The organism is Methanogenium organophilum (assembly GCF_026684035.1).
GTDB classification, from domain to species: Archaea; Halobacteriota; Methanomicrobia; order Methanomicrobiales; family Methanomicrobiaceae; genus Methanogenium; species Methanogenium organophilum.
The window spans coordinates 2,507,864-2,521,956 of sequence record NZ_CP113361.1 but is presented as its reverse complement, the minus strand read 5'-3'; the positions used below and the strand labels follow the sequence as shown (position 1 = coordinate 2,521,956).

Annotated in this window: 9 protein-coding genes; 6 read left to right on the top strand and 3 right to left on the bottom strand. The window is 41.5% G+C overall.

Annotated elements, in window-relative coordinates:
- Window positions 1–11: 11 nt before the first annotated feature.
- On the bottom strand, window positions 12–713 hold the full coding sequence (gene pyrH / locus OU421_RS12345) for a UMP kinase (protein WP_268186404.1): 702 nt from the start codon (window positions 711–713) through the stop codon (window positions 12–14).
- 110 nt (window positions 714–823) lie between these two features.
- Between pyrH and amrS the strand changes: the two genes are divergently transcribed.
- Window positions 824–1,813: an AmmeMemoRadiSam system radical SAM enzyme gene (amrS, locus tag OU421_RS12340; RefSeq protein WP_268187926.1), complete on the top strand. Its 990-nt coding sequence runs from the start codon at window positions 824–826 to the stop codon at window positions 1,811–1,813.
- A gap of 2 nt (window positions 1,814–1,815) precedes the next feature.
- On the opposite strand, the gene OU421_RS12335 is transcribed toward amrS, so the two are convergent.
- Both OU421_RS12335 and OU421_RS12330 read right to left on the bottom strand, forming a co-directional pair.
- Window positions 1,816–2,484: a flavodoxin family protein gene (locus tag OU421_RS12335; protein WP_268186403.1), complete on the bottom strand. Its 669-nt coding sequence runs from the start codon at window positions 2,482–2,484 to the stop codon at window positions 1,816–1,818.
- A 274-nt stretch (window positions 2,485–2,758) separates the two neighbouring features.
- A complete protein-coding gene (locus OU421_RS12330; RefSeq protein WP_268186402.1) occupies window positions 2,759–3,124 on the bottom strand; it encodes a hypothetical protein in 366 nt (121 codons plus the stop codon).
- Window positions 3,125–3,413: 289 nt separating this feature from the next.
- Between OU421_RS12330 and OU421_RS12325 the strand changes: the two genes are divergently transcribed.
- The 5 genes from OU421_RS12325 (at window position 3,414) to OU421_RS12305 (ending at window position 13,889) form a co-directional block, all read left to right on the top strand.
- Window positions 3,414–4,574, top strand: coding sequence for an iron-containing alcohol dehydrogenase (locus OU421_RS12325; protein WP_268186401.1), 1,161 nt, complete (start codon window positions 3,414–3,416; stop codon window positions 4,572–4,574).
- Window positions 4,575–4,640: 66 nt separating this feature from the next.
- A complete protein-coding gene (locus OU421_RS12320) occupies window positions 4,641–5,798 on the top strand; it encodes a PAS domain-containing protein (protein ID WP_268187925.1) in 1,158 nt (385 codons plus the stop codon).
- A gap of 1,139 nt (window positions 5,799–6,937) precedes the next feature.
- The gene (locus OU421_RS12315; RefSeq protein WP_268186400.1) at window positions 6,938–7,456 is read left to right on the top strand and encodes a DUF1616 domain-containing protein; all 519 of its coding nucleotides are present in this window, start codon (window positions 6,938–6,940) and stop codon (window positions 7,454–7,456) included.
- A 219-nt stretch (window positions 7,457–7,675) separates the two neighbouring features.
- Window positions 7,676–9,262, top strand: a complete 1,587-nt coding sequence (locus OU421_RS12310) for a right-handed parallel beta-helix repeat-containing protein (RefSeq protein ID WP_268186399.1) — start codon at window positions 7,676–7,678, stop codon at window positions 9,260–9,262.
- A 1,099-nt stretch (window positions 9,263–10,361) separates the two neighbouring features.
- Window positions 10,362–13,889: a PKD domain-containing protein gene (locus tag OU421_RS12305; RefSeq protein ID WP_268186398.1), complete on the top strand. Its 3,528-nt coding sequence runs from the start codon at window positions 10,362–10,364 to the stop codon at window positions 13,887–13,889.
- Window positions 13,890–14,093 lie beyond the last annotated feature (204 nt).

Below are 14,093 nucleotides of genomic sequence, written 5' to 3'. Positions count from 1 at the left end.
GATTTTAATTTTCAAAATTCTGTCTGATCCGGATTATAGGATACCAGGCTTCCCGTTTTTGAACCAGTCTTGATCAAAGCAAGTAGTCCATCCGGATATCTTCCATCAAGCACTACCATTGGAATTTTACTGCGCTGGATTACTTTTGCCGCCACAAGATCGATCACATTATTGGACCCTGCATCCATCCTTCCTTTCTGAACGATTTCAATCAGTTCATCCGGAGTAAGATACGGGATTTTCATCGCAGATGCGTCTTTTCGTGGATCTGCTGTGTATATTCCGTCAACTGCCGTGGCGTTGATCAGAAGATCTGCTCCTGCGCGCTCTGCAAGAACCGCTGCAACGGCATCTGTTGTCTGTGCGGGAGTTACACCACCCATAATAACAATCTTTCCGCTTTCACCGGCAATGAGCGCATCATTATATGATTCAGGGATGTCAGGGTAACTTTCTTTACCTAATGCATGCATCAGGAGACGGGCATTCAGCCGGGTGATGAGGATCCCTATTTCGTCTGCTGTTCCTTCATCAATGTTCAGATCACGCGCTGCCCCGATGTAACGACGGGCTTCGCCACCCCCGCCCACCACAATAAAAATCTGGCATGTGTCTTTAAGACTAATCAGAAGATCCCGATATTTTATAATATTATTATTTGCGATATCCGGTACCAAAACAGAGCCACCCAGTGAGATCACTACGGTTTTCATTCAGGATATTAATTTGTCTGCAGGACTTAAAGGTTTATTACATTTCCCTGCCATTTTTCAGATGGCAACCGATTGGTAGGAGGAGGATCGTGACGGTAAGAAAAGCTGATATGTGTCATATCTGTGGGGAGGATGTAATCTGCTGCGATTTATGTGCACACCGGTGCAAAATCCATGATGGAAAAACCGGAATCTGTGGTGTGCGAAAAAATATTGCAGGGACTCTTACGCCCCTCACCTATGGGAAAGTAAGTGCTGAAGCAATTGATCCAATTGAAAAGAAACCGCTGAATCATTTCCTTCCGGGAACGTATACTTATTCTCTTGGGGGAATTGGGTGTAATTTTCGATGTAAACATTGCCAAAACTGGGAAATATCACAGATATCAGAATATCGGGGATATCTTCGGGATATTTCTCCTGAAGAGGGAGTGCGCCGTGCTGTGGAGAATGAATGCAAAAGTATTGCCTGGACATATAATGAACCCACCATTTGGCATGAATATACCAAAGATATGGGTACACTTACAAAAAAACAAAACCTGAAGACGATTTATGTAACTAACGGATATATCACCGAAGAGGCGCTGAAGGACATATCATCAATGCTTGATGCCTTCAGAGTTGATATCAAATCATTCTCTGATTCCTTTTACCGATCTGTCTGTTCCGCCCGTCTGGAACCTGTCCTCAACTCTACCATTGTTGCAAAGGAGTGCGGGATGCATATTGAAACCGTGACCCTGATTATTCCCGGAATGAATGATAGTCCGGATGAAATCCGTGCTCTTATCCACTGGGTAGTGGAAAATATTGGGCCGGATACTCCCATGCATTTCACCGGATTTTATCCACAATATCATATGACTGATAAAATGCCGACGACTGTGGCAGTTCTTGAAAGAGCATGTGAAATTGCAAAAGAAGAGGGTATTCTGTACCCATACACCGGAAATGTAGGAAATACCGACTATCAGAATACGTATTGCCATTCCTGCGGTGCACAACTCATAGAAAGAAATGGATACAGGACTAAGATTGTCGGTCTTGACGGCACAACCTGTTCGGCATGTGGAGAGAACATTCCAATCGTCATCTGAAATTATTCAATCCATCCCTTTTCTTTCAGGTACTGGTATTCATGCTGCATGTTTTCGCGGTTTGCACTAACAAGTGCAGACATACGGACCCGCATCTGTGCATGCAATTCCTCCTGTTCGGGAAATTCAATCTGGTTTGTAATAGCATTTACAAGAATTTTCCCCATTTTTGTGGCTTCATTCTTTTGCTGTTCAAATTTTTCAGGGCCCTCTGCCATAATTGCCCCAACACTGCCGCACATGTTTGCTCCAAGTACCTGGAGGGTGTTTCCAAGATATGAAATCACGTCATCTGTACCGCCTCCACCACCGGTAGTGATGACAATACCGTATTTCCGGGTGAATGCCTGACAATGAATAATGTCTGCCATCCGGTCCAGCATGGTTTTAAGCTGGGCAGTAACGGCATTAATGTATACCGGAGTTCCAATTATCAGACCGTCAGCATTTTGCATTTTAGATAATATGTCTGCATAATCATCCTGAATTGGGCATTCTCCTGTCTGGTAACATTTCCCGCATCCTGTACAGTATCTGATGTCATACCTGCAAATATCAAGATATTCTATTTGTGCACCTGCATCTGCTGCTCCTGCAATTGCTGCCTCTACGAGCTGAAGCGTATTGCTGTTTTTTCCACGGGGGCTTGCATTTATTGCAAGAATCTTCATAACAGGACTGAAGAGGAGAAACAATAATAATTTTTGGATTTATTCCGGCATATGACAAGATTCTCGATACTTGTGTAAGCAGATTGAATTTCCAGTCATCCATTTCAGATGTTTCACCCCCTGAAAACCATTTTTGGGATGATCTGGGGGCGGTCTTTGACAGGTTTATCTTAATATGAATGCAAATCAGGTAAAAAATGTGATTGATACTGAAAGACTTTTAATTCTGTTATTGATTGTTTTTTATTCTTTTAAGAAATCATATGCGGAGATATTATTCGGTATCTGCAGTTACCACAATGTAGTAGTCTTCATCACAGCTGCCATATAGTTGTGAAACATATGATAGCGGTTCATTCGGATTAATTCGGGAAAGTGATTTACTGTCGACGTATTCTTTGTGGTCATCGGATACACGAATGAGATATGAACGAATGACAGTATTCATCTCAGGTTCATTGCCGGTGTTCGTGACATGGATACGTCCTTCCCAGTAACATGTGCCGTCAGGCTTCCAGTGCTGAACAAAATCCGGCACATCAATGACAAGATTTCCGTATACCTGTTCGCCGGTTGATGATGTGGGTGTGACAGTGTTGGGTATAACCATGATGTCATCATCTGTTATTCCATCAGGCACAGAATCCGTGCAGCCACCACATACTGTTAGAAATATGGTGCACAGTAAGGCTATTGAAATCCATAGGAATGTATCTTTCTTTGGTATTCTCATAAAGAACTCATCTTAATGATAAGAATATAGATATTTCTATAGGGTATGAACACAGAATCAGCCATTATATCGTATATCTGAAAGTAATGTCATATGAGATTATAATGCCCATTCACGCCTTTCATGTGCAATAATGGGATGTTATTTAATATCAACAGAGAATATCTGATCAGATTTTTCCCTGGGGATATGCTATATGGAAATAGTTCGTGAACACAGAAAATATGTTATTCCGGAAATTATTACCGGGGACAATTCACGAATTTTTGCCGGCAGATACACCAAAAATTTTCATGCTGATAATATTCTTATCGCGACAGATGAGAATCTCTTCTGCCAGAACTGGATGCGTGAAATCCTTCAGAGTCTGGATGAAACCGGGACAGAATATGTTATTTTTTCAGAAATTGAGGAAAATCCCCGGGATTATAATGTAATGGCAGGTGCGGACACATATCTGTGTGAAGAGTGTACCGGAATTCTTGCAATCGGGGGAGGCAGTGTTTTAGACTGTGCAAAGGGAATAGGAATAATTGCCGCAAATGGTGGAACAATTACGGATTATATTGGCGTTGATCTCGTCAGAAATCCAATGCCCCCGTTGATCTGCGTTCCAACGACTGCGGGAAGTGGAGCAGATGTTTCACAATATGCAGTCATCTGTAATACAAAACAGAAAACTAAGAATCTCATTATATCAAAATCCCTTGTTCCTGATGTGTCTCTCATTGATACCATCCCCCTGATGACACAACCCGATGATGTCACCATTCATTCCGGCATCGATACCTTCACACATGCACTTGAGGCATACGTATCCAATGGTTCGTCTCATTTTAGTGACATGCTGGCGATTGAATCAATAAAAGTCACCGCTGGTTTGTTTCCGTTTTCACGAGATGATGCAGATAATGCTGATTATCGGTTTCAGTCTCTTATGGCAAGTATGTATGCAGGAATTTCATTTTCCAATGCAGGACTTGGACTGATCCATGCAATGTCTCATGCTATTGGCGCCTTTTTTGATCTGCCACACGGGCTTGCAAGTTCAATTGCGATGCGGAGTGTTATTCAATATAATTATTCCTCATCTCCACGAAAATACCGAAAAATAGCAGATATCCTTGGTATTTCTGCAGGCATTTCCGATGATAAAGAAGTAGTAACGGCAATGGTAGATAAAATATCCTGGATGAGTGAGATGACGGATAATGTGCTGATGCTTTCTGAATATGGTGCCACAGAAGACGATATTCCATATTTAGTAGCACATACTGCTGTTGATCCTTGTATTGCAACAAATCCAAGGATACCTGATTCAGATGATCTCTTTCATCTGTTTGCTGGTGTCCTTTGAAAATCCACATTACGTGATGAATAATTTGGTAACTGTCTAATTTGTTCCTAAAACTGGTGCGTGGAAATGGCGAGTGGTAATAAGCGATATGAGGAAGATCTTAAAGAGATTCGAAACAGGATTATCGGGTTTGGTGAATCCTCGATAAAAAAGAGCTATTATCCTCAGCTCCAGTATAAACAGGAGGAACTGGAACGGTTCAGAGTAACACTTGACAGCACCCGTGACATTGTATTTATTCTTGAACCTTTAACGGGGCACATTATTGACGCCAACAGTCAGGCTGAGAAAATGCTTGGTTACACCAGCAAAGAACTCCTGAATATGACCATTTTTGATCTGGCAGATCATGGCAGGCTTCATAAGATTTTTGCAATGGTAGGATCTGAACCCGGTTCATCAGAAATAATCCAGACACCGGTGGTTGTGAGAGATGGGCAGGTAATACGAATGGAATTGAGTATTAGTTCTGCCCATTTTGAGAAGGATAATTATATAACTGTTTTATGCCGTGATATTACAGAACGCGAAGAGATGGAAGCGGCAATACGGTATTCGGAATTTCAATACCGAACAACAATTAATACCCTTCATGATATTCTTGTTGTCATTGACGAGTCATTTCGTATTATCATTTACAATGATGCATTTGAAACACTGTGTAGAAATAGTGGAGTTCGGGGAGATATTCAGGGGATGAATCTTAAAGCAATGGGTTCATTTTTCTCTTATGAGAAGGATTCGGGTTTTTTGAATTCTTTTGTATTACAGGATTATTTTGAAGAAGAGATTAAATACCGCTATAATGGGAAATTTGCAATATACTCCTTGCGAAATATGCCAATGGTTGAAAATGGTGTTTTTAAGCAGTCTGTGTTGTACATGAGGGATACAACAGAATATTTTGTTCTTGAAAATATGAAAAAAGAGGCATTTATCCAGATTGACAAAAATATGGAGCAGTTTGCTGTTTTAAATGACCATATAAGAAATCCCCTGCAGGTAATTCTCAGTATTATTGACCTTGAATGTAGTGATGAAGTGACTGAAAAGATTCTTCCGTACATCAAAGAGATTGATAATCTTATAAATAATCTGGATAACGGCTGGATTGAGTCAGAAAAGGTCAGAAATATGATTGTGAGGCATTATGGTATTTCGTTAATTGATCGTTCAGATATTTCTGATATCATTCGGTATCTGCAGGATAAATGTGAATCATAACAGTGATGGTATGCTGATTGTGCAGAATTTATAACCCATTATTACTATTCTGGAAAATAATGCCATTGATACAGAGCAATTAAAAAAAGAGAATTTCTAAAACTCCCGTTTATTTGAAGTACTTTTTGCATCCGGGCCCTACACGAATTCATTCCAAATATTACTAATTATGCAATTAAACAAGAATATAAGCATATTTCTAAATCCGGACGATAATTTGGAAACGTTGAGAGACGTACTGACTGGGAAAATTATGTCCAATTCCGGGGGAAAATTCGCACAAATATTAAAATTATACCGGGTGAATTTGTATCCATATTGGGTATTTCGATAATGGAATTGTCGTAATCCTTCATAATTGGATACCATATTTTTTGCAAATTATTTCTATCGACATATCCGTAATATTATTATGGTCTACAATAATTGTTTCCAAAATCCATATGAATCAATTGATATGGGAATTCGAATGATTAAATCAAAGGCAATATTGTGCACCTATTTTGAAAAGACTTTTGAATAATTGACTAAATTGTCATATCCGTAAAAATGAGGAAAAAATAAATACTGATTGGGGATATGCTATGGTAGAGAGAAGAATGTAATGACGTATTGGGATGGCTTTGTTTAACGTTATTGTGTTCAGGTTTTTGCCAGCAATAGTATTTGTGCAATGTGGCGATGACACTGAATGCCATTAAACGGAATTAAGTATGTGTGTATTGAGTAATCGTAGGATTGGGATAATCAAAACTTTGTCCTAGATCTGTCATGGCAGGGAAAACACCTTATGAAGTGATGCATAATTGATTTTCAAATTGGGGGTGGAGTAATATCCTTTATCTGACTGATTTCCTTCCCACCCATATGATGAAAGTGTTGGACAATCAGCTCAATGTATCCTCCCTTTCGATAAAGATTGGCCGTTCTCTTCTCTCTCGTTGTATGATAAGGAATCCACCTCGGTTTGAGCCAGATATTAATAGTATTGTGGACGGGCTGAAAAAGAACACGGGCGGTATCAGCGAATGTGAACCACAGGATGGGGGGATGAATGGTAATATTTCAGGTTGTGGTAATCAGAATGATAGTTGGGAGAACAGGTATGCAGGATGGAATATTTGTATGGTGAGTAGTAGATGACAGACGGAAACGAGCAAGTTTCAATCTTCCAATGGTTCCTGATCCTGGTGTTTGGATTATTATTGGTTGTAGCGGTTGCCGCAATTGTATTTGTTATCCTTGTACCTGCTGAGGGCGAACATTACACGGATTTTTATATTCTTGGAAAAGATGGGATTGCAGCAGATTATCCAGAACGAATTCACATCGGAGAGCCCGAAACGATAATCGTTGGTGTTCACAATCATGAGTACCGGGATATTACTTACCTTATGGAAATATATCTTCTGAACCAGACTACTGAAAATAATGAGGTAATTATCAACAGCATGGAGCCCCTAGATCGGTTCAGAGTTTCTCTGGAGCATGATCAACATGAGGAATTGGTATACACATTCATTGTCGATAAAACGGGATACAACCGCCTTGAATTTCTTCTCTTTGATGAGAATGCTCCTCCCGATCAGGTGATGGGAAAAGATCGGATCAATGCCAATTATCGCGATCTTTACCTCTCTATACAGATAGAAGAGTGAAGACCCCCTTTTTTCTCTTGTGGAATATTTTATAAATTTAAACATCCCTTTCCAAATATTAACATTGGTTCCATCATCAAAAATACGCAGAATCATTCCGATCATTATCAAGTTGAAATAATAATGCAGGAATCAGAACCGGTGTATCACTGAATTTATGGGGGGTGCCTAAATATACCCGATGAGGATATCGTTGAGGATATAGGAATAGGAATGAAAGTGGCAATTCTGGCAGGGCTGGTTGGTATTTTAATTATTCCTTGTGTTTTTGAGATCACCGGGGTGGATGTGATGCCGACGCCCATAACACCAATGTCAACTACTTTACCCTATGGCAAAATGTCTGGCACGAATTCCATCTTTATTGCAGCACATGACAGCAGTAGGGAAGCAAAATCCCAAGCTGATTATGTTTGTAATGGAATTCATGATCAAAAAGAGATAAATGCGGCAATTGATGCCCTTTCCAAAGGGGGCGAAGTGATCCTTTCCGAGGGAACATTCAGGTGCGATAACGCAATATATCCCCAGACAGATATTACCCTGCGTGGACAGGGCGATACGAAAACATTTCTGAAGTTAACGACATCGGGAGTAATTTTAATAGACAAAGAAAATGTCTCCCTCGATCAATTTCATATTTCAGGTAATGATTGTGATGAAGTTGTTGCCGGGCTGATTACCATACGGGCAGGCCATTGTACTGTCCACAATGTAACTGCAACATCTGACGAAACTGTACAAGCCATGTTCATGGTATTATCCACCGATTCAAGTGGATACAATAACATTATCGAAGACATTGAGTTTACAAACTGCAAGGCCATTGATGGTGGAGGATGGGGGTTCAGAACTTCTGCCAGTGGCACACACCAGTTGATACGAAACATTCGATATACGGATTGCCAGGCAATTAACTGTGGAAGATATGAACGCATTTATGAATGGGTCGGAGGATTCTTAATAAAAAATGAACATGATATTGAAAATGTAAGAATAACGAGGTGTATTGCAGAAGGAAACTGGGAATCAGGTTTCCATATAGAATATTCCGGCACGGGGACTGACATCCTATTTACCGATTGTATAGCGAACAATAATGGACAGAAACCATATCCAACAACATTTAAACAGGATTTCATGTCTGGATTTTTTATTGGAAGGGGAGATGTCACATTACAGAACTGTCATGCAGAGGGGAATGGTTTAGCCGGATTTTTCATTGATGATGGAACCGGGGTGAAATTATACGGTTGCACTGATGAAAATACTGCAATCACAAGAAGCGATTTTTCCCAATATAAACCAGCTTCGTTCTACATTATCAATACATATCCTGATAGCCCCATTGTGATGAAGAATTGCTCAAGTACAAATTCAAATGGGCGTGCACTCTACGTGGGTCCAAAAGAATATTCAACGAAAGCACGGGTGGAAAACTTTGTCATGACTAATGCAGCAGGAGTGGATGGAACTGCCATACAGCTTAATCATATCAGGTCGGGATCTGAGTTTGATATCCACGCTTCAGGGAACCGGGCATCAACTCTTATAAGAGTGTACAATTCTTTAGACTCGGATTATACCGGAAGTATTGTTTCAGATGTTGCCAAACCGATTGTTTTTGATGGATCTGACACCAAAAACACACTCGTTCATGATATTGAGATACTATCAAATACCCTCCCGGTAGGTTCAACAGGAATAACTATGACCGGCAATGTGCCAAAGGGAGCAGTACAGATAATAAACTGTCATGTGACTTCACCAAATTCATTTTTTGGTTTCCTTTCAGAAGGATGGTAGTTAATGAACCTATCATTGGAAATATGATTATTTTGCAAATATACGATTTCTTCAGAATTTGGTGCACAAGGAAGCATAAGATCGGTATGGATTTTACTCTCTTAAAATCCAGTACGTCGCTTGAGGGAGTCCCTTACCTACCTGAATTCAAATCCCATACCCACTACCCTGGCCCTCTGTAAAGATTTGAGTGGATATCCGGCCAACAATTATGAGTCTGGCAAACAAAAATTTCGCTTAAGACATACCTCCCCCATAGAAATCAAACGCTGGGACACCTCCCATAGTCTCTTTCAGGATATGAAAGGCTGACTCTTACCAGTCTGATATATTCCCCATTCTTACATTGGATCAATCACATTGTCGCCTATTTTCCGAAATGGAATCTTCCATTACACCGGGATAATTTTTCTCAGGTTTCTGATGAAAAGAAACACTTTTCCGCCATACTTGAGGTTTGCTCCCGACATATTCAGAACGTGATTTGGGTGAGAAAAACCCGGGGGGGGCGAGAAGAGATATGTCTGGGTTGAATAACCATCAAAATGGTTTGGATTTTAAGAATGGAGGGAATCACTCTATGAAAGTTCTTAAAGAATCATAAATCGGGGGACGCTTACTACTGAAATCGTCAAAAGAGATGTTGGGAATGAATCTTATGGTATCTGAAAGAAAGTGGTTAGATGCCATAATTTTAGATTTTAGCTATTTTCCTCAATATTAATTATTGATACAAATCCAAACATAATGAAATTTGTAATAATTAAATGGCAAGGCTCTGGCAATATTTTATATCATAGTGATGGAGGGCATTCATTTTTGATGCGTGAATTTTAGGAAGAAAGGCATATCAAATATCGTAAAATTTCAAAAGATAATTCCAAATCCTCAAAGAGATTGAAAGAAGATATTATATCCCACAAATATTTAATTATTTAAATTTTTGCATTAATTTTTGTTACATTTATCATGTACTGATAATCGCCAAGGATATGCAGTATATATTTGCATGTGTGATATGAACCCCCGTAACAAGATAGATATATTCATATGTATATCACACGCACATATCACCAATGACATGAGGTGATGTCATACTATGAAAAAACATGTGACCAAATTGCTCTTGGGAGCGGCATTTCTTATCTGCCTTGTACAGGCGGTAAGTGCAGCCTCGCTTCTGGTTGCTGCAAGCGATAGCAGCGAACTATGGAAAAGTCAGGCTGACTATGTATGTGACGGAATTCATGACCAGAATGAGATTAATGCGGCAATTAATGCACTTCCCCAGGGGGGCGAGGTGATCCTTTCCGAAGGAACATTCATTTGTGATGAAGTGATTTATCCTCAGACAGGTATCACACTCAGCGGACAGGGTGATTCGAAAACATTCCTGAAGTTAACGAAAAATGGATCAATTATCGTTGACAAAGAATATGTCACACTCGAAAAATTTTATTATTCTGGAAAATCCCGCAATTGGGGCACCGGGGGGGTCATCACCATAAGGGCGGGACATTGTGCCGTCCATGATTTGACCGGAACATGCGATACGACTCAGATGGCTGTGTTCTTGGTGCAATCGTCCGATTCAAGCGGATACAACAAAATTATCGAAGACATTGAGTTTATAAACTGCAAGGCCATTGATAGTGGCGGATGGGGGTTCAGAACTTCTGCCAGTGGCACATACAAACTGATACGAAACATTCGGTATACGGATTGTCAGGCGATCAACTGTGGAAAATATGAACGGGTTTATGAATGGGTCGGAGGATTTTTAATAAAAAATGAGCATGATATTGAAAATCTTAGGATAACAAGGTGCATTGCGGAAGGATGCTGGGAATCAGGTTTCCACATAGAATATTCTGGAATTGGCACTGATATCATATTTACCGATTGTATAGCGAACAACAATGGACAGAAACCATATCCAACAACATTCAAACAGGATTTCATGTCTGGATTTTTCATTGGAAGGGGAGATGTCACATTGCAGAACTGTCATACGGAGGGGAACGGTTTAGCCGGATTTTTCATCGATGATGGATCTGGGGTGAAATTATACAATTGCACTGATGAAAATACTGCAATTACAAGAAACGACTTTTCCCAGTATAAGCCAGCCTCGTTCTTCATCATCAACACCTGGCCCAATAATCCCATTGTGATGAAGGATTGCACGAGTACAAACTCAAATGGACGAGGCCTCTATATAGGCTCAAAAGAATATTTGACGCAGGCTCAGATAGAAAACCTGGTTGTGACTAATGCAGCAGGCGTTGATGGAACTGCCATAGAACTTGATAGAATCAGGCCAGGATCTAGCTTTGATATCCACGCATCAGGGAACCAGGCATCAAATGTTATCAAAGTGTACAATTCTTTAGACTCGGATTACACCGGGAGTATTGTGTCGGATGTTGCTAAACCGATTGTCTTTGATGGATCTGACACCAGCAGCACACTCATTCATGATGTTGAAATACTATCAAATACACTCCCGGTAGGTTCAACAGGAGTTACATTGACCAGTGCGATTCCTTCTGGCGCAGTCCAGATCGAAAACTGTAATGTTGTTTCATCAACACCAACACCAACACCAACACCAACACCAACACCAACACCAACACCAACACCAACACCAACACCAACACCAACACCAACACCAACACCAACACCAACACCAACACCAACACCAACACCAACACCAACACCAACACCAACACCAACACCAACACCAACACCAACACCAACACCAACACCAACACCAACACCAACACCGATCCAGCCCTCTGGAGGGGTGTTGTTTGTCGTCGGGAAGACCACTCTGACTGCTGATGATGCAGCGGTAAAAGACCGTCTTGAAGACAGCGGTTACACAGTGGCAGTCGTGGACGATGCTGAAAGCTCTGCCCAGGATGCAGATGGTAGGGAACTGGTTATCATTTCCTCAAGCTGCCTATCAAAGAAAGTCAACAGCAAGTTCATGGATGTATCTGTCCCCGTAATTGTCTGGGAACCTGAAATCTATGATGATATGAAAATGACCGGCCCTGTCCTGTCAGAAGATTATAACTGGGAGGCAGGCCAGACACAGGTGCAGATTACCGACCGGTCCCACCCACTAGCGGCTGGCCTGAGTGGCACCGTTACGGTGACCAGTGCAGAAAATCTTCAGGCCTTTGGTGTACCAGGCAATGATTGCGCCGGTGTAGCATCTCTCTCAGATGACCCAAACAAATACGTTGTTTATGGGTATGAAAAGGATGCAGCAATGGTGGGTATGAACGCCCCCGCAAAGCGTGTGGGCTTTTTCCTTTATGATACATCCCCCACAATGTTAACAACGGATGGCTGGGCATTATTTGATGCAGCAGTTGCATGGTCTGTAAGTACCACGCCAACGCCAACACCAACGCCAACACCAACGCCAACACCAACGCCAACACCAACGCCAACACCAACACCAACACCGGTTGAGCCCTCTTGTGAGGTGCTGTTTGTTGTTGGTAATACAGACCTGAATGCAGGTGATACAGCAGTAAAGAGCCAGCTTGAAGCCAATGGTTATACACTGGCAATTGTGGACGATTATGCCAGCTCGGCCTCAGATGCAGAAGGTAAGGATCTGGTCATTATTTCTTCCACTGTCTTATCGAGATACGTCAACAGCAAATTCGTGGACGTATCAGTCCCGGTAATTACCTGGGAACCTGAAATCTCTGACGATATGAAAATGACCGGCCCTGTCCTGTCAGAAGATTATAACTGGGAAACAGGTCAGACCCAGGTGCAGATTACTGACCAGTCTCATCCACTAGCGGCCGGCCTGAGTGGCACCGTTACGGTGACCAGTGGAGATAATCTTCAGGCTTACGGTGTACCAGGCAATGATTGCGCCGCCGTAGCATCTCTCTCAGATGACCCAAACAAATACGTTGTTTATGGGTATGAAAAGGGTGCAGCAATGGTGGGTATGAACGCCCCCGCAAAGCGTGTGGGCTTCTTCCTTTATGATACATCTCCCTCAATGCTGACAACGGATGGCTGGGCATTATTTGATGCAGCAGTTGCATGGTCTGCTGGTTTTACACCAGCACCAGTTCTGAATCCTCCAGAAGCAGCGTTCAGTGCGGATGTTGTATCAGGAACCGCACCGCTGGAAGTTATCTTCTCAGATGAAAGCATTAACAGTCCTGACACATGGTTATGGAACTTTGGTGACGATTGGATGGCAAATGAACAGAATCCGTCACACACCTACACCGAAGCAGGTACATATACTGTCACTTTGGAAGTTACAAATTCTGATGGATCAGACATCGAAACAAAAACCAGCTACATATCCGTAGACGCTCCGGTACCTACCGAACCTGTGGCAGCGTTTGATGCTGACCAGGTAACAGGGCCAGCACCATTACAGGTATCTTTCACTGACATGAGCGAGGGCATCCCCGATTCATGGACATGGTTCTTTGGAGACGGGGAAGCCACATTTGAGCAGGCCCCAACACATACCTACACAGAGCCAGGTACATACCGGGTAACACTCGTTGTGCTCAATGAAGAAGGAATTGACTTTGAACAGAAATCAGAATTCATCACAGTTACCGATGAATGAAGATTAGATCAACACTCTTTTTTTGTTCATAAGAACGGGAATCTGTTCCATTCTGAACATTATGCAATAACTCTAATCGGGTATTTGGGAGAAAAACGCGTATTCTAATATTTCTATTTCCAAAAAATTCATCGAACCCACTTCTTGCAACAATTAATTAAATGACCTTTCGTTCACTCTTTCACATCACCAGGTTTGTGGTGT